This window comes from Neorhizobium sp. P12A, assembly GCF_008365395.1.
GTDB lineage: Bacteria > Pseudomonadota > Alphaproteobacteria > Rhizobiales > Rhizobiaceae > Rhizobium.
The window spans coordinates 184,305-201,739 of the sequence record NZ_QOVX01000004.1 but is presented as its reverse complement, the minus strand read 5'-3'; the positions used below and the strand labels follow the sequence as shown (position 1 = coordinate 201,739).

Here is a 17,435-nt window from a genome sequence, read left to right as displayed (position 1 = left end):
CTATGCGACAAAGAGTTGAATGCGTTGAGACAACAACAGGAAATCCGCGCTATCCGGCATCGGCTGCCGTCATGTCGCCGATCTCCAGGCTGTTGTCTATGGTGAACTGAATGCGGTCTCCCGGCCACATGGCCTCGCTATAGGCAATCGGCACGCCGTTCAGATCGGCGTCGACCTTGCGGGTGACGAGGACCGGCTGGCGCGGTGGCAGGCGAAGGACGCGTGCGGTCTCTGCCGTCGGCATAGCGGTCGAGATGGCAGTCTTCAGCCTGATATAATCATGCACGCCATAGGTCTTGTAGATTTCCGTCAGGCGCTGCCGGCTGCGGCGGGCCTTGTCGATATCGGGAAAGCGATCGACAGGATGGTAGCTGACCGACATGTTGATCGGCACATCATCGGCGAAGGCGTAGCGAACGATCATGTAAACCGGCGCCCCCGTCTCGATATGCAACGCCGCGGCGACGTTCTGCGGCGCAGGGACCATTTCTTCCCTTACCGGCTGGTCGGACGAGACGCGCCCCAGTTCAGCCAGATTGTTCGAGGCGCGCGTGCGCAGGGAAATGCGGTAGTCAAGCACGCCTGTACGCTGGACAAAGCTGCCCTTGCCGTGTTCGGTGCGGATCAAGCCTTGATGCGCGAGTTCCGCCAGCGCGCGACGCAGGCTGTGCCGACCGCCGCCGAAGCGTTCGATGAGCTTCGGCTCGCTCGGCAAGCGACTGCCATCGGGAAACGCGCCCGCTTCGATCCCCTCGCGGAGGCCGTTGTACAGTTCCTGCCATTCCACAACGGCGTTGCGTGCCACGGACAACTCATTCGAATGTCTTTATCGATGGTCCGGACGAGTAGACCGGATTCGTGACAGAAGAATGAAGGCTTCGCGGATTTTCGTGCTCCGGGCGGCACCGAATGCTCGGCGTAACGTATCGAATGTTGCATTTACCGTAACGTACTTCCGCGATGTCCAAGGCCGATGCAGTCTTTCCCAGCAAAATGGCGATCCCGTCCCCGGCAGCGCCAAACCTCTGCAAAAAGGAGAGCAAGATGTTGGACAACCGGAAGAATATCGGGAGGATGCCATGAAAATCGCATTTTCCAGGAGCCTTCGAGCAGCGACTGCGGCCGTCGCGATCAGTTTGACCTCTGTGGGCATCGCTCCCCTGGCATCCTATGCCCAGCAGGCAGCCCCCGCTTCTCCGACGCCGGCTCCGGCTGCCACCGCCCCCGATCAAACCGAGAAAACCGATAGCTCGAAGCCCAACATCCTTGTCATCTTTGGCGACGATATCGGCCAGACGAACATCAGCGCCTATTCCTTCGGTCTCATGGGATATCGCACGCCGAACATCGACCGCATCGCCAAAGAAGGGTTGATGTTCACCGACTACTATGCGGAAAACAGTTGTACGGCTGGCCGCTCGACCTTCATTACCGGCCAGGTCTGCCTGCGCACCGGCCTTTGCAAGGTGGGCATCCCCGGCGCAACCGTCGGCCTGCAGCCGCGCGACATCACCATCGCCCAGGCGCTGAAGCCACTCGGCTATGCCACCGGCCAGTTCGGCAAGAACCATCTCGGAGATCGCGACGAGTTCCTGCCGACCAAGCACGGTTTCGACGAATTCTTCGGCAACCTCTACCATCTGAATGCGGAGGAAGAGCCGGAGCGGCCCTACTATCCGAAGGACGATCAGGAGTTCGTCAGGACGAACTCGCCACGCGGCGTCATCCACTCCTATGCCGACGGCCGGGTGGAAGACACCGGCGCGCTGAACACGAAGCGCATGGAGACCATCGACGACGAGACGACGGCAGCCGCGATCGATTTCATGGGGCGGCAGGTCAAGCAGGGCAAGCCGTTCTTCACCTGGATGAACACCACGCGCATGCACGTTTTCACGCATGTCAGGCCCTCGATGCAGGGCCAAAGCGGCATGCCGGGCAACGAATATGCCGATGGCATGGTAGAGCATGACGGCGACGTCGGAAAGCTACTCAAGGCACTCGACGATCTCAAGATCGCCGACAATACGATCGTCATCTACACAACGGATAACGGCCCGAATCAATGGTCATGGCCGGATGCCGCCACCACGGCCTTCCGAAGCGAAAAGGACACCAATTGGGAAGGCGCCTTCCGCGTTCCCGCGCTGGTCCGCTGGCCCGGACACATCAAGGCCGGCGAGGTTTCCAACGAGATGATGTCGGGCCTTGACTGGTTCCCGACGCTTGTCGCAGCCGGTGGCGATCCGAACATCAAGGACGAACTGCTGAAGGGAACGAGCATCGGCGGAAACCAGTTCAAGGTTCACCTCGACGGCTATAACCAGCTTCCCTATCTCACAGGCAAGGAACCCAAATCGGCACGTCAGGACTTCTATTACTTCGACGATGACGGGCAGATGGTGGCCTATCGCTACAACAATTGGAAAATCGTCTTTTGCGAGCAGCGCCAGCCGGGCGGCTTCCAGGTCTGGGCCGACCCGTTCGTCTGCCTGCGTGCGCCGAAGGTCTTCAATCTGCGCATGGATCCTTACGAGCGTGCAGATGTCGTCTCCGACCAGTATTATGACTGGCTGGCGAAGAACGCCTATCTTATCCAATACGGCGTCTGGCGCGTGGCGCCCTTCCTGCAGACCTTCCGCGACTATCCGCCGAGCCAGCGTCCGGCGAGCTTCAGCATCGATCAGATGATCGATAGCCTGATGTCCTCCCTGGAGCATGGCCCGGCATCGGCTGGACAATAGAAGAAATCGAACGGGCGCGGTCGATGAGCCGCGCCCGTTCGGCAACCGCTGGCATTCCACGGCGACCTCTCGTGCCAAAGGCAACTCATTCGAGTGTCATTGTTCAAACGGGTGGGCCGAATTCGGGACAAAAGACGAGGGGCCGACGATGCCAGACTTCAGAAATGAACGACTAGGCCAAGTATCGGCCCGTGCTCGACGATATCGTTCGTAAGGCTTCCATTCGAATAGTTGACGCCAAGCGCCCTGTAGCCGGCGACGGCGGAAATCGACTGCTTGAACTTGTAGCCGAGACCCGCCATCACGTCCCAATCCAGATCGGCTCCGCCGGCGCCGATCATGCCCCAGCCGGTCAGATAGAATTGCGGCGTAATCGAGTAGACGCCTTTAAATCCGGCGAGACCATCGACCCACGTCGCATCGTCGCGTGCCGAACGTCCGCCCAGCGGACCTCCGCTGAAGGATATGGTCGTTTCCGTCCACCAGAGCTTTGCGCCACCGACCGCGTCCAAGTGGCTATCTTCGTTACCCAGGATCGTATAGCCGGCACCCAGAAAGCCCGTGAATGTTTCCTGCTTGAGGTCCACCGAGTCCGCCAACACACCTCGCGGCGTCGCAGAGTCGGTTGTTATGCGCGTATAGATTAGGTCAGTGACGACACTGAACTTTCCATATCTGGCTTCGCCAGCCCCCATGAAGCCAAAATCGAGGTCCTTCAGAATATCCCCGAAGTTTTCGTCGATATGGACTTCCGGGAGCCCGAAGACGCCGGTGTCGCCATTGATCCCCGCGGCCCAGAAATAAGGCGCGAAGGAGAAGGTCAAGTGATCCGGCTGTTCCTGGGCAGGTTGGGGTGCCGTGACCGGAAGAAGATCGGCGGCGTCTGCCGGTATGGTCGCCATGAGCGTGGCGCTGATCGGAAGTAGACCGTAGACGATCCAGCCGAGCAAAAACCTCGTAGAACGGCCGCCCGGTTGATGGCTTGCTTGCCTTCCGAAGTCGCCCTCTTTCATCGCACGCTCCCCTCAGACGCAGTACGCGATTAAGTGTGCGGTAATGGTTACACGACGGAAAGTTGAATGTCGATTGTGTATATTAGTGAAACAAATCAACGTCACCGATAGTGTTAAATCCGCAACGGGCCAATAGCGGAGGGTCGTTCTGCCTCAATTTTGATATTTGTATACACGGCCCATTCTGCTGGCCATCATGTATAGTTCCTCCATCCGGCCAAAGCCTGCGCTGTTTCCCAATGCAGCCCAATCCGCCTTGCTCTCGGGATAATCAGCGGCCCTGATATGGGTATCGACGGCTGCAAATTCCTCGTCGGTGAGCGCGCTCCATTCCGTGCGGATCGCCGTGAAACGATCGAGCCATGCCGCCCGATCCTCGTCTTCGAGCAGCGTCGGCTCCCAGATGAGGAACAGACCGTTGCGGGGCAATATCGCGCGGATACGCTGCATGAACGGAAGCTTTTCGGCCGATGGCAGGTGGTGAAGAGACATGCCGACCCACACGACATCAACGGGCTCAGACCACTGATCGATGGCGTCGGCGAAGTTCTGGCAGCGCAACTCCACCGGGCACGGAAGCATCGCGAGTGCCTGTTTGGCGACGTCAAGAGATTGCGTGGAAATGTCGATGCCGATGTAGCGTCCGATATCCGTGCCGATCAGGGCAGCCGCAGACGAAGACGCCGTTCCACACGCCACATCCAGAAACCTGAATTGCTTCGGTGCCTCCCTGACCAGAATATCGTGAAGCTTCCCATAGACCTCCCGGTGAAACATCAGATTTTCACGGACGATCTTCTGATAAATGGCGAGTCCTGCGGCAAACAGTTCCTGATCAGTCGACATATGCGCCCCCACGCTTTGTGACTTTGCCGTTGGGGATCATATCCCAGATTTGCCGATGTGACACCAAGGTTGCATTAGTCTTTTTGCATATAAATGCAATGCCGTCTCGGACCGACCACGTTTGACGATCGCCAGCCGTCGAGCAATTACCTTCCATACGTCGTTTGCCGGTGGTGCAGTAATCACTTTTATGGAAAAGTGATTACTGCACGTTCAGAGGTAAAGCATGCTTCCCAATCCGTTCGATGACAAGCGGTCCGAGGTTAAGACCAAGGCGGCGATAACCTATATCCTTCTCATCACCGCGAACGTTGCGGCCTGGGCATGGGCCTGGATCGCCTTCGCGGAGCAGCCGGTCCTGCTCGGCACGGCGTTCCTTGCCTATATGTTCGGGCTGCGTCACGCATTCGATGCCGATCATATCGCTGCAATCGACAATGTCGTGCGAAAGCTGATGCAGGAGAAAAAGAGCCCCTATTCCGTCGGGTTCTTCTTTTCGCTCGGGCATTCCAGCATCGTCGTTCTCGCCTCGGTCGCAATCGCGGCGACGGCGGCGACCATGCAGAACAGACTGGGCGATTTCCACGACATCGGCGGCGTGATCGGCACGACGGTCTCGGCGGCGTTCCTGCTTGTCATCGGCCTTGCCAATCTCTTCGTCCTCAGGGGCATCTGGTCAGCGTTCGATCGCGCCCGTCGCGGCGAAAAGATCGTCGATGAGGATCTGGACGCGCTTCTCGCTGGGCGCGGCCTCATCGCCCGCATCTTTCGTCCCGTGTTTCGCGTCGTCTCCCGCTCCTGGCATATGTATCCGATCGGGTTCCTGTTCGGCCTCGGCTTCGATACGGCAACCGAAATAGGCCTGCTCGGCATATCGGCGAGCCAGGCGGCGCAAGGCATGTCCTTCTGGACGATCCTGGTCTTTCCGGCACTGTTTACCGCCGGCATGTCGCTCATGGATACGACAGACAGCGTTCTGATGACGGGAGCCTATGGCTGGGCATTCGTCAAACCGATCCGCAAGCTCTGGTACAATCTGACGATAACGGCCGCCTCGGTCGTGGTTGCCGTCTTCATCGGCGGACTGGAAGCGCTCGGGCTGATTGCCGACAAGCTTGGCCTGGAGGGCGGTTTCTGGGGTTTCGTCGGCGAGATGAACGACAATCTCGCCAATTTCGGCTACGCGGTCGTCGGCATATTCATCGTAAGCTGGATCGTCTCTGCCATCGTCTATCGATCCAAGGGCTACGACAGCCTGCAGGCCGGATAGGCTCGATCGCGACGTGAGCGGCTTACCGACAGAGTCGCCCGCCGACGCGGAAACGCCACCCCGCGCAGAGAGCGCCCAAAGGGTGGCGTCAGCCTTTCGATCAGTTTGAGCAATCAGACTGGGCCTGGCCCAAATCCGTGCAAGCCGCCCAGCAGCCAAAGGATGAGCAAGACGACAATGACCAACCCCAGGACGCCTCCGAGGCCTCTGCCGCCGTATGAGCGATGCGCGTAATAACCGCCGCCGCCGCCAAACAGCAGGATCAGGACAATAATCAGAAGAATCAATCCCATACTGGCAGTTCCTTTCCGTCAAAACACGGGATTGAAACGCTGTGAGATGCTGAAAGGTTCCTGGCACAGCCGACGAATTGCCGTTCGACCGGTAGGTTGGGGCACACCTGTCAATCGCCGTGTCGATGCAGTTTTTCTGTGGTCGGGTGTCGGCTAGAAGAAGCTCAGTGTCCGCGATGTCAGCCTTCAAGGCTTTCCCTATTGAGCATCGCCCATTGCAGCAGCATGATCGTCTTGGCGTCGAATATCTCGCCGGTCTCGACCATCCGCATGGCATCCACGAGCGGCACTTCCAGCACTTCGATATCCTCATGCTCGGAGGCAAGGCCACCACCGGATGCGATACGATCCGACGTATCGACCGAGGCTGCGAAGAAGTGGACGATTTCAGTGATGGCGCCCGGAGCGGTCATGGCCTTGAAGAGGAAGCGAACGCCGCGGACGCGGTAGCCGGTTTCCTCCATCGCCTCACGGCGGATCGCCTCTTCGGGTTGTTCTCCATCGAGCAGGCCGGCCGGCACCTCGATCATCCAGCCAGCATGGCCTTCCAGGCAGGCCGCGAGGCGAAACTGGCGGACAAGGACGACAGTCTCACGCTTGACGTCGTAGAGCAGAATGCAGGCGGCCGGCGTGCGGTGATAGATCTCCCGCCTCAGCCGATGCGTTTCGCCCCTGGAATCCCGATAGTCGATGTCGTAACTCGAAAGCTTGGTCCATTCGTTCGACAGCGTCCTGTCGCTGACGATTTTTACGCGCGCCTTGTCCTCGGTCATATCCTGCCTTCGCATTTGCTGTAGTCGGTGCTGCTCGCCTCCCTGCCCTGTATCAGACGGCGTCGCGGCGAAGCCAGACCTTGTTGTCGTGGACGGCGGCACCGCCAAAGGGTGCAATCGGATCGGCTCCGGTCAGGATATTGATCCCCTCGCCATCCACATGCGCCTTGTTCGGCCACAGACCCTCGGCAATCAGCACGCCGGGCTTCACCTCGGTCGTGACACGCGCGTGGATGCGAAGGTCGCCGCGGGTGTTGCCGATGCGGACGAGATCGCCATGTGCGATGCCATGGGCTTCCGCATCCTGCGGATTGACCATCACGTCAGGCCGACCTTCCTTCTGGCGGGAGGTCTTGGTTTCTGAGAAGCTGGAATTCAGGAAGTTGCGCGCTGGCGAAGTGGCAAGCCGGAAAGGATGCTCCGGATCGGCAAGCTCGATCACGTCGACCTGGTCGGGGAAAACCGGCAGCTCGACATGCGGGCCGAGCATGCCGATCGAGGCCGGCGGACGGTTCGATGCCGGTTGATTGACCCAGTCCGGGCGGAAATGGAACTTGCGGTCCGCATGGGCAAAGCCGTTGAGGAAATGCGCATCCTCGAAATCCGGTTGGCGGTCGAACCATTTGTGTTCGAGGAAATGGTCGTAGTCAGGCAGGCCGCTTTTTTCGAGCATGCGATCGACCATTTCGCGGGCGGTAAAGCCGAAGCCGGGGCGATCGGCAACGCCGAGCCGCTTGGCCAGTTCCTCGATGACGAAGAGATTGGTGCGCACGGTCGGCGGCGGTTCGACCAGCTCGGGGCCGAGCAGGATATGGCTCTGGCCACCGGCCTTGTAGATGTCGTCATGCTCGACGAACATGGTGGCGGGTAGGACGATATCGGCCATTTCGGCCGTCTCGGTCATGAACTGCTCGTGGACGGCGACGAAGAGATCGCTCCGGGCAAAGCCGCGCTTCACCAGCCGCTGTTCGGGCGCGATATTCATCGGATTGGTGTTCTGTATCAGCATCGCCGTGACCGGGCCGCGATGACGCAGCGCCTCGGCATCGCCGGTCAGCGCGCGGCCGATCTGCGACTGGTCGATCATGCGGATATCGGGATCCTTCATCGAGCGGCCGATGACTTCCGAATTGTCCATCCGGAAGATATCGCCGTTGGAATAGAAGGCGCCGCCGCCCTCATATTGCCAGGAGCCAAGAACCGTGGCGACTGACGCAGCCGCATGCATGGCGACGGCACCGTTGCGCTGGCGGGTAAAGCCGTAGCCAAGACGGAAATAAGTCTTCCTGGTTCTGCCGATGAGACGAGCGAAGGCCTCGATTTCATCGACCGGCAGGCCGGTGATGCCGGCTGCCCATTGCGGCGTCTTCGATTTCAGATGCGCTTCGAGACCGGCGGGGTCATCGGCATATTTCGCCATATAGTCGCAGTCGGCATAGCCGTCGCGGAACGCGATGTGCATGACGGCGCAGGCAAGGGCCGCATCCGTGCCGGGCCTGACGATCAGCGCCATGTCGGCCTGCTTCATCGTCGGATTGTCGTAGACGTCGATGGCAACGATCTTTGCGCCGCGTTCCTTGCGCGACTTGATCGCGTGGGTCATCACGTTGACCTGGGTCGAGACCGCGTTGGTGCCCCAGAGCACGATGCAATCGGTGCGGGCCATCTCGCGCGGATCAGGACCGCGCAAGGTACCGGCCGCCATCAAGAAGCCAGTGGTTGCGGGCGCGGTACAGATCGAGGAGAAGAAGCCGGAATAGCGCTTGGCATGGCGCAGGCGCTCGATCGAATCGCGCTGCACCAGGCCCATCGTGCCGGCATAAAAATAGGGCCAGACCGCCTCGCTGCCATCCTTCGCCTCGGCCTTGATGAAAGCTTCGGCGATTTCATCAAGCGCGTCGTCCCAGGAGATCTGCTGCCACTGCCCCGCCCCCTTGGTGCCTGCGCGGCGCAGCGGATGCATCAGGCGATCGGGGTGATAGAGCCGCTCCGAATAGCGGGCGACCTTGGCGCAGATGACCCCCGACGTGTAGGAGTGATCGTTGGCCCCTCGCACCCTGCCGATCCTGCCATCCTCGGTCAGGTCGACCTCGAGCGCGCAGGTCGAGGGACAGTCATGGGGACAGGCCGTGTGGCCTATTTTCGCTTTGGCGTGAATGGGGGTCGCAATGTTCATGAGACTTCTATATTTCATGCCGGGACCGGCCAAAAGACCTCAAGCGGTCCATCACAACAAATCATGCGGGCTTCACTCGAAATGAACTACCGGCATATCTACCATGCGGGCAATTTCGCCGATGTGCTGAAGCACGCGATATTAGCGCGGCTCGTCCGCTACATGCAGAACAAGGACAAAGCTTTCCGCGTGCTCGACACCCATGGCGGCATCGGGCTCTACGATCTGTCCTCCGAGGAAGCGCAAAAGACCGGAGAATGGCGCGACGGCATCGGTCGCATCATGGAAGCCGAGCTTTCGCCGCAAGTGGCCGATCTGCTGGAGCCCTATCTGTCGGCCGTCCGCGAGCTCAATCCCAATGGCGGTGTGCGCTTCTATCCCGGTTCGCCGAAGCTTTCGCGCATGCTTTTCCGGCCGCAGGATCGCCTTTCGGCGATGGAGCTTCATCCCGAAGATTTCAACCGTCTGCACAGACTGTTCGAAGGCGACCATCATGTGCGCATCACCGAACTCGACGGCTGGCTGGCGCTCGGCGCGCATCTGCCGCCGAAGGAGAAGCGCGGCATCGTGCTGGTAGATCCGCCTTTCGAGGAGGACGGAGAATACGAACGGCTGGTGGACGGCCTGATCAAGGGCTACCGGCGCTTCCCGGGCGGCACCTATTGCCTGTGGTATCCGCTGAAGAAGGATGCGCCGATCAAGAAATTCCACGAAGCGCTGCAGGCATCCGATATTCCGAAGATGCTGTGCGCCGAGCTTGCCGTCCGGAGCGACCGCGATACGACGGGCATTACCGGCTCCGGCCTCATCATCGTCAATCCGCCCTTTACGCTGAAGGATGAGTTGCATGCTCTGCTGCCGGCGTTGAAAGACATGCTGGCGCAGGACCGTTTCGCCTCGCACCGCGCCTTCTGGCTGCGCGCGGAAAAATGAATAACGCATATGCGGCCAAAGGAACGGTCGTTACTCCAAAGGTGATTTAATGAAGCTCCTCTTTTCCTCCACCTCTCCCTTTTCCAGCAAGGTGCGGATGGCCGCGCGCTATCTCGACATCGAACTCATGGAAGTCCGTGTCGACACCAATGCCGGCCCGGCAATCCTCGTCGACAACAACCCACTCGGAAAGATTCCGACGCTTCTGACGGACGATGGCATTTCGATCTTCGACAGCCGCAGCATCACGCACTACTTCCACCGGATGAAGGGCAAGAAGCTCTATCCCTCGAAGGAAGCGAAGCGTACCGAAGCCGAGGTGTTGGAAGCCCTTTGCGATGGCGCTTGCGAATGCCTTCTCTCCATCGTCTACGAACGGCGTCTCCGCAGCGAGGAGAAAGTGTTCCAGCCCTGGATCGACCGGCAATGGATGAAGGTCAGCCGCACACTCAATCATCTGAGCGTCGACTACCCGAAAATCGGCAAGAAGCTGCACGGTGGGCATTTCGCGCTGGCGGCGCTGATCGGCTATCTGCAACTGCGCTTCGAGGGTCAGTGGGAAGAACATCACGGCGAACTCCTTGGCTGGGCCCGCGCCTTCGAGAAGGCCTTCCCTGACTACGCCGAATTGAAGCCGCAGGCCTGAGGCAAGACGGCTGCCGGGCCACAAGCAGGCTCAGCGGTTGCCGGGTTGTCGCGCCGTGTCTGTCTTCATGAAATCCACGAAGGCCCTCAGCGCCGTCGGCAATTGCCGACGGCTCGGATAATAGAGGAAGAAGCCCGGATAATAGGGGCACCAGTCCTCGAGCACACGGATGAGCTTCCCTTCGGCGATATGCGGCAATACCTGTTCTTCGAACAGATAGGCCAGCCCGGAGCCGGCAAGGACGGCCTCGACCATGATGTCCTGATCGCCGAGCGTCAGCGGCCCCTGCACTTCGATCTCCAGCTCGATACCGCCCCGCTCGAACTCCCATCGGTAAAACGAACCGCCGGCAAAGCGATAGCGGACACAGGGATGGTTCTTCAAATCGTGCGGCGTCAGCGGCTTTCCGTGGCGCTCGAAATGTGAGGGCGCGCCGACCACGGCAAAGCGGTGACGCGGCCCGAGGGGTACCGCAATCATATCGGCCGCAATGCTCTCCCCAAAGCGCACGCCGGCATCGAAGCCGGCCGTGACGGTGTCGACAAACGCGTCGTCGATCACCACCTCGACTTCGACCGCTGGGTACGCTTCCAGGAAACGTGACACGACCGGCAGAAGCGTCAGCCTTGCAGCGATGCGCGATGCATTGATGCGCAGCTTTCCGTAGGGCTCGCTGCGGAAATTATCCAGATCCTCCAACGCATCCTCGATGTCGAGAAAGGCGGGACGGATGCGGTCGAACAGCCTCTCGCCCGCTTCCGTCAATCCTACGCCGCGGGTCGTGCGATTGACGAGGCGCACATCCAGCCGCTCCTCGATCGCACGTAGGGAATGGCTGAGTGCGGAAGGCGTGACACCCAGCTCTACCGCTGCCTTGCGGAAGCTCCGGTGCTGGGCAATGGTCAGAAAGATGGCGAGGTCGCTGGATCGAACGCGTTTCATTGATGAGAAATTCTCAGCTCTTCATGGAAGAGAAAGTAGATTATCTCATCATGGCTCACAAGCTACCTTTCTCCTCGCAAGCAAATTCCAATCCTTGCCAACCCCTAAAGGAGAATGTCATGCGTGTTTGGTTCATCACTGGCGCTTCCCGCGGTTTCGGCGCCCTAATCACCCAGGAAGCCCTCAATGCCGGCGATGCAGTCGTTGCCACGGCCCGCAATCCGGAAGGCCTTGCCGCCAAATTCGGCAACCATGCAAACCTTTTGACCGTCTCGCTCGACGTGACGAACGAGGAGCAGGCCAACAAGGCCGCGGAACAGGCCGTCAAGCGCTTCGGCAGGATCGACATCCTCCTCAACAATGCCGGCTTCGGTCTGCTGGGCGCGGTCGAGGAAGCCAGCGCCGCAGAGATCGAAAGGGTCTATGCGACCAACGTCTTCGGCCTTCTGAAGGTGACGCGGGCGGTCCTCCCCCATATGCGCCGCCAGCGCTCGGGCCACGTGCTCAACGTCTCCTCGATCGGCGGCTATGTCAGCTATCCCGGCTGGGGCATCTATGGTTCGACCAAGTTTGCCGTCGAGTCGCTTTCGGAAGCCCTTGCCATGGAAGTCGAACCGCTCGGCATCAAGGTGACGGTCGTCGAGCCCGGCTTCTTCCGGACGGACTTCCTGGACGACAGCTCGCTCTCGATCAGCCCGAGCTCGATCGCCGACTATAACGAGACGCCAGTCGGCGCGATGCGCGCCTTCGCAGCCGATCACAATCATGCGCAGCCGGGCGACCCTGCCCGCTTTGCAAAGGCAATGATCACGCTCGCCCATTCCGAAAACCCGCCACTGCGCATGCCCTTCGGCAGCGACACGGTTGCGGCGATCGAAGCCAAGAACGTAAGCGTCGCGAAAGAGCTGGCTGCCTGGCGGGAGCTCGCGGTCTCCACGGATTTCCCGAAGGACGCCTAAGACAGTATCGAAAATAGAAAAAGCCGGGGCTCGCGCCCCGGCTTTTCACGATCAGCAATGATCGAAACTTAGAACTTGAGGCCGATACCGACCTTGACGCTGTTCTCGTCGTAGCCACGCGAAACGTTGCCGGAGTCGAGGTCGAAGTTCTTCTTCTGGTAGTCGGTGTAACGGTATTCAACACGAGCCGTGATGTTGTTCGTGATCATCGTTTCAGCGCCTACGCCTGCGGTCCAGCCGACTGCCGTTGCGCTGTCGGAAGAAGTGGCGTCTTCAACCTTGTTCTTGCCGAGAGCAAGACCAGCCGTGCCGTACAGCAGGAAGGGGTTGAAGTCGTAGCCGAGGCGGCCGCGAACCGAGCCGTTGAACTCGTTCTTGTTCTTGTAACCGTCATGGGTGTTGTCGAGACCGGAGTAGCCGAGATCTGCTTCAACGCCGTAAACGATGTTGCTCTGTTCCCAGTTGTAGCCGGTATAGACCTGACCGCCGAAGGCGTAGCCATCGTCACCACCATGGGTGAACTTGCCCATGTTGTAGGTGCCAGCGCCACCGAGGTAGAAGCCGGCCCAGTTGGCTGGCGGAGGTGCAACGTCCTGGGCGACGGGCGGCTGCGGGACCTGTTCGACAGCGTCAGCTGCGTGAGCAGCGGTAAAGCCTGCAATAGCAAAGGTCGAGGCCATGAGGGTCACGATAAGCGTACGCATATTCCATTCTCCTTTTCATCTCGTTTCGCCCGGCATACTGTCTCTACACCCTAAGCATCACGAGTAATCACCAGATGTCCCTCCCGGATCGAGTGTCAAATTGGCGTCCAATTGAGGAATTGGAAGAGCCAAATTATGATATCATTGTGGCACACACATGGCTGAATTTCGATGTTGCTTCATCGCAACACAGAATCTATTAACCTTAATCATCCGTAAATCCAAGAATACATAAATTTACCCAACTATTTCTAAAGTTTTACACAGAACAACAAAGGTATGCATCGAATAAGGACAGGCCTTTTCAGATGATGTACCGGCATCCTATATGTGTGGCGGTTGGGTAACGGCAGTGAAAAGGCAAGAACTTGAGCGACGGTAAACTGCGCAGCGCACTGATCACGGGCGCATCCAAAAGAATAGGCCGGGCGATTGCAGAAGATTTGGCGGCTAATGGCTTCGGCGTCGTCATTCATGCCAACCAATCGCTGAAAGAGGCCGATGCCTTGGTGACGGAATTGCGGCAAGCCGGCAAAAGGGCAATTTCGGCACGTGCGAATTTAAGTGATATTGCCGAAACATCGGCCCTCGTCGAAAAGGTCGTATCCGAGTTCGGACCGCTCGATCTTCTCGTCAATAACGCCTCCATCTTCCAGGGGGATACGGCCCACCAATTCGATGCCGCGGCATTCGACGCCCATTTCGCGGTTCATGTCCGCGCGCCCTCGATCCTTGCCGCAGCCTTCGCCCGCCAATTGCCGAAGGGTGCCCACGGCCTCATCGTCAACATCATCGACCAGCGCGTCTGGGCGCTCAATCCACGCTTCTATTCCTACATGCTGTCGAAGTCCGCGCTCTGGACGGCGACGCAGACCATGGCGCAGAGTTTTGCCCCCAATATCCGGGTCAACGCAATCGGGCCGGGGCCGACCATGCCGAGCGAGCGGCAATCGAAAGAGGATTTCCAGAGGCAGGTCGACGGGCTGATCCTGAAAGCCGGCCCGGGCCTCGACGAATTTGGGCGGACGATCCGCTTTCTTTTTGACACGCCCTCGATCACGGGCCAAATGATTGCCCTGGATGGCGGCCAGCATCTTGCCTGGCAGACCCCGGACATCTTGGAGAGCCTGGAATGAATGGACGAAAGCTGCCGGACGGCGGCGTTCTCTATGACGAATCGGAAGAGATCGAAGACGACATCGAGGTGGAAAGCGATGCCGCCCCCTCTCCCATTGCAGCCGTCGACTGGAACGAAGGCGGCAAGAACGAGAGCGGACTGAAAGGCGCCGACCTGATCGCCGAGTTCGTCAAGCGGCTGCCGAACAGCCCCGGCGTCTACCGCATGTTCAACGAGGCCGGCGACGTTCTCTATGTCGGCAAGGCCCGCAGCCTGAAGAAGCGCGTCGGCAACTATGCGATGGGTCGCGTCCACTCCAACCGCATCGCCCAGATGGTTCGCCAGACGGCAAACATGGAATTCGTGACGACACGCACGGAAACCGAAGCGCTGCTGCTGGAAGCCAACCTGATCAAGCGCTTGCGGCCGCGCTTCAACGTGCTGCTACGCGATGACAAGTCGTTTCCCTATATCCTGATCACAGGTGATCACCGCGCGCCTGCCATCTTCAAGCACCGTGGCGCGCGGGCGCGCAAGGGAGACTATTTCGGCCCCTTCGCCTCAGCGGGCGCCGTCGGGCGCACCATCAACTCGCTGCAGCGCGCCTTCCTGATCCGTACCTGCACCGACAGCGTCTTCGAGACGCGCACGCGGCCTTGCCTGCTCTACCAGATAAAGCGCTGTTCCGGCCCCTGCACGCACGAGGTCAGCGATGCGGGCTATGCCGAACTGGTGCAGGAAGCCAAGGACTTCCTTTCCGGCAAGAGCCAGAACGTCAAAGCGCACATGGCCGAGGAGATGAACGCGGCCGCCGAAGACCTCGATTTCGAGCGGGCGGCGATCTATCGCGATAGGCTTGCCGCGCTATCCCATGTGCAGAGTCATCAGGGCATCAATCCGGCCGGCGTCGAGGAAGCGGATGTCTTCGCGATCCATCACGAGGGCGGGATTTCCTGTATCCAGGTCTTCTTCTTCCGCACCGGGCAGAACTGGGGCAATCGCGCCTATTTCCCGAAGGCCGATCCGCAGCTCTCAGGCGCCGAAGTGCTCAACGCCTTCCTGGCGCAGTTCTACGACGACAAGCCGGTGCCGCGGCAGATCCTGCTGTCGGAGACGGTCGAGGAGATCGAACTGCTGGCGGCTGCTCTCGGCGAAAAGGCAGGCCACAAGGTCTCGATCCTGGTGCCACAGCGCGGAGAGAAGAAGGATCTCGTCGATCATGTCGTCGCCAATGCCCGCGAGGCGCATGGCCGCAAGCTTGCCGAAACGGCGTCGCAATCGCGACTCCTGGAAGGTTTCAAGGAAACGTTCAAGCTTCCCTACACCCCGCAGCGCATCGAGATCTACGATAACTCCCATATCATGGGCACGAATGCGGTCGGCGGCATGGTGGTTGCCGGGCCGGAAGGCTTCGTCAAAGGCCAGTATCGGAAGTTCAACATCAAATCGACCGACATCACCCCCGGCGACGACTTCGGCATGATGAAGGAAGTGATGACCCGGCGCTTCTCGCGCCTGCTGAAGGAAGAGGGAATTCCCGACCGCAGCGCTGTGCCTTCGGCGGCCGATGCGGCCGACCTGCCCTTCCCCGCCTGGCCCGACGTTATCCTCATCGACGGCGGCCAGGGACAGATGACTGCCGTACGGGCTATTCTCGAAGAGCTCGGCATCACCGACAGCGTGATCGCCATCGGCGTCGCCAAGGGCGTCGACCGCGAAGCAGGACGCGAACGCTTCTTCCCGCCGGGCGGCGATAATTTCACGCTGCCGCCGCGCGATCCGGTCCTCTACTTCATCCAGCGTATGCGCGACGAGGCGCACCGTTTCGCGATCGGCTCACATCGAGCACGACGCAAGAAGGAAATGGTGAAAAACCCGCTCGACGAGATCGGCGGGATCGGCCCGTCGAGAAAGAGAGCATTGCTGCAGCATTTCGGTACCGCGAAGGCGGTTTCGCGGGCGGCGCTTTCGGACCTGACGGCGGTCGAGGGTATCTCCGAGGCTGTCGCCAAGCAGGTTTACAATCACTTTCACGACGACGCCGCGAAATAAATCCGCGCAGTCGCAAATTCCACGCAATGGCGACGAAAAAACAGAAACAATGTTGACGCTAAAGCTCTAACACATCATCTACCGCTCCGACCCCAGAGAAAACGGTTTCCATGGCATCGCGCGCATACAATATCCCCAATCTGCTCACCTATGGCCGCATCCTTGCCGTGCCGCTGATCGTGCTGTGCTTCTTCCTCGAGGGGAAGCTGGCGATCAGCAACACATCGCGCTGGGTAGCCCTGTGGATCTTCATCATCGCCTCGATTACCGACTATCTCGACGGCTATCTCGCGCGCATCTGGAATCAGACGTCGAATATCGGCCGCATGCTCGATCCAATCGCCGACAAGCTTCTTGTCGCTGCGGTGCTACTGCTCGTCGCCGCCGACCAGACGATTGCGGGCTGGTCGATCTGGGCGGCCATCATCATTCTTTGCCGCGAGATTCTCGTTTCCGGCCTGCGCGAATATCTGGCGGCGCTGAAGGTCAGCGTGCCCGTGACACGGATCGCCAAGTGGAAGACGACCGCTCAGATGGTCGCCATCGCTTTCTTGCTGGCCGGGCCGGCAGGCGACGAGATTTTCCCTTATACGACATCGCTTGGTATATTGCTTTTGTGGGTCGCGGCGCTGCTGACGATGTATACCGGCTACGACTATTTCCGCGCCGGCCTGAAGCATATCGTGGATGACGAAGCATGACGCGACTTGTCTATTTCGCATGGGTGCGTGAACGCATCGGCAAGGCGGAGGAAGAAATGTCCCTGCCATCAGAAGTCGTGACCGTTGGCGATCTCTTGAATCATCTCAAGGGACTGGGCGAGGAATATGAGATGGCGCTTCAGTTTCCCGAAGCCATCCGCGTTGCGATCGACATGGAACATGCCGAACACGACGAGCCGATCGGGAATGCCCGCGAGATCGGGCTGTTCCCGCCGATGACGGGTGGGTGAGGAACGATCCGGCGG

At 59.7% G+C, this 17,435-nt stretch carries 17 protein-coding genes; 9 read left to right on the top strand and 8 right to left on the bottom strand.

Translation table 11 applies throughout. The features are described from left to right. Positions 1–49 precede the first annotated feature (49 nt). The gene (gene phnF / locus DTW90_RS15285; RefSeq protein WP_188079951.1) at positions 50–805 is read right to left on the bottom strand and encodes a phosphonate metabolism transcriptional regulator PhnF; all 756 of its coding nucleotides are present in this window, start codon (positions 803–805) and stop codon (positions 50–52) included. Between the two features lie 274 nt (positions 806–1,079). Here phnF and DTW90_RS15280 point away from each other — a divergent pair, with 274 nt between their 5' ends. Next, positions 1,080–2,744: an arylsulfatase gene (locus tag DTW90_RS15280; RefSeq protein WP_149339386.1), complete on the top strand. Its 1,665-nt coding sequence runs from the start codon at positions 1,080–1,082 to the stop codon at positions 2,742–2,744. Positions 2,745–2,902: 158 nt separating this feature from the next. Here the strand turns inward: DTW90_RS15280 and DTW90_RS15275 are convergent, their stop codons facing one another. Together DTW90_RS15275 and DTW90_RS15270 are read right to left on the bottom strand one after the other, a co-directional pair. Next, entirely contained in the window at positions 2,903–3,646 is a 744-nt protein-coding gene (locus DTW90_RS15275) for a hypothetical protein (RefSeq protein WP_149339607.1), read from the bottom strand. A 264-nt stretch (positions 3,647–3,910) separates the two neighbouring features. Further along, entirely contained in the window at positions 3,911–4,603 is a 693-nt protein-coding gene (locus tag DTW90_RS15270; protein WP_149339385.1) for a class I SAM-dependent methyltransferase, read from the bottom strand. A gap of 226 nt (positions 4,604–4,829) precedes the next feature. On the opposite strand from DTW90_RS15270, the gene DTW90_RS15265 reads away from it, so the two are divergent. Beyond that, positions 4,830–5,873, top strand: a complete 1,044-nt coding sequence (locus tag DTW90_RS15265) for a HoxN/HupN/NixA family nickel/cobalt transporter (protein ID WP_149339384.1) — start codon at positions 4,830–4,832, stop codon at positions 5,871–5,873. Positions 5,874–5,986: 113 nt separating this feature from the next. Here DTW90_RS15265 and DTW90_RS15260 read toward each other — a convergent pair whose 3' ends face one another. The 3 genes from DTW90_RS15260 to DTW90_RS15250 all read right to left on the bottom strand — a co-directional run bounded on the left by DTW90_RS15260 (position 5,987) and on the right by DTW90_RS15250 (position 9,115). Further along, positions 5,987–6,166, bottom strand: a complete 180-nt coding sequence (locus DTW90_RS15260; protein WP_132517100.1) for a DUF3309 domain-containing protein — start codon at positions 6,164–6,166, stop codon at positions 5,987–5,989. Positions 6,167–6,345: 179 nt separating this feature from the next. Beyond that, positions 6,346–6,939, bottom strand: coding sequence for an NUDIX domain-containing protein (locus tag DTW90_RS15255; protein WP_149339383.1), 594 nt, complete (start codon positions 6,937–6,939; stop codon positions 6,346–6,348). Positions 6,940–6,991: 52 nt separating this feature from the next. Continuing rightward, a complete protein-coding gene (locus DTW90_RS15250) occupies positions 6,992–9,115 on the bottom strand; it encodes a molybdopterin oxidoreductase family protein (RefSeq protein ID WP_149339381.1) in 2,124 nt (707 codons plus the stop codon). Positions 9,116–9,196: 81 nt separating this feature from the next. On the opposite strand from DTW90_RS15250, the gene DTW90_RS15245 reads away from it, so the two are divergent. Further along, a complete protein-coding gene (locus DTW90_RS15245; RefSeq protein ID WP_149339379.1) occupies positions 9,197–10,048 on the top strand; it encodes a 23S rRNA (adenine(2030)-N(6))-methyltransferase RlmJ in 852 nt (283 codons plus the stop codon). A gap of 49 nt (positions 10,049–10,097) precedes the next feature. Then, positions 10,098–10,694, top strand: a complete 597-nt coding sequence (locus tag DTW90_RS15240) for a glutathione S-transferase family protein (RefSeq protein WP_149339377.1) — start codon at positions 10,098–10,100, stop codon at positions 10,692–10,694. Positions 10,695–10,724: 30 nt separating this feature from the next. Here the strand turns inward: DTW90_RS15240 and DTW90_RS15235 are convergent, their stop codons facing one another. Beyond that, positions 10,725–11,636: a LysR family transcriptional regulator gene (locus tag DTW90_RS15235; protein ID WP_149339376.1), complete on the bottom strand. Its 912-nt coding sequence runs from the start codon at positions 11,634–11,636 to the stop codon at positions 10,725–10,727. Between the two features lie 119 nt (positions 11,637–11,755). On the opposite strand from DTW90_RS15235, the gene DTW90_RS15230 reads away from it, so the two are divergent. Then, the gene (locus DTW90_RS15230) at positions 11,756–12,595 is read left to right on the top strand and encodes an oxidoreductase (RefSeq protein ID WP_149339374.1); all 840 of its coding nucleotides are present in this window, start codon (positions 11,756–11,758) and stop codon (positions 12,593–12,595) included. Between the two features lie 68 nt (positions 12,596–12,663). On the opposite strand, the gene DTW90_RS15225 is transcribed toward DTW90_RS15230, so the two are convergent. Continuing rightward, complete coding sequence (locus tag DTW90_RS15225; RefSeq protein WP_149339372.1) at positions 12,664–13,299, bottom strand: outer membrane protein; 636 nt, start codon at positions 13,297–13,299, stop codon at positions 12,664–12,666. 368 nt (positions 13,300–13,667) lie between these two features. On the opposite strand from DTW90_RS15225, the gene DTW90_RS15220 reads away from it, so the two are divergent. The 4 genes from DTW90_RS15220 (at position 13,668) to moaD (ending at position 17,420) form a co-directional block, all read left to right on the top strand. Further along, on the top strand, positions 13,668–14,435 hold the full coding sequence (locus DTW90_RS15220; RefSeq protein ID WP_149339370.1) for an SDR family oxidoreductase: 768 nt from the start codon (positions 13,668–13,670) through the stop codon (positions 14,433–14,435). Further along, a complete protein-coding gene (uvrC, locus tag DTW90_RS15215; protein ID WP_149339368.1) occupies positions 14,432–16,468 on the top strand; it encodes an excinuclease ABC subunit UvrC in 2,037 nt (678 codons plus the stop codon). The genes DTW90_RS15220 and uvrC overlap by 4 nt, the downstream gene beginning before the upstream one ends. A 110-nt stretch (positions 16,469–16,578) precedes the next feature. Continuing rightward, positions 16,579–17,169 carry a CDP-diacylglycerol--glycerol-3-phosphate 3-phosphatidyltransferase gene (gene pgsA / locus DTW90_RS15210; RefSeq protein ID WP_149339366.1) on the top strand — a complete coding sequence of 197 codons (591 nt, stop codon included), beginning with the start codon at positions 16,579–16,581 and terminating at the stop codon, positions 17,167–17,169. Beyond that, positions 17,166–17,420: a molybdopterin converting factor subunit 1 gene (gene moaD, locus DTW90_RS15205; RefSeq protein ID WP_149339364.1), complete on the top strand. Its 255-nt coding sequence runs from the start codon at positions 17,166–17,168 to the stop codon at positions 17,418–17,420. The genes pgsA and moaD overlap by 4 nt, the downstream gene beginning before the upstream one ends. Positions 17,421–17,435: the final 15 nt, after the last annotated feature.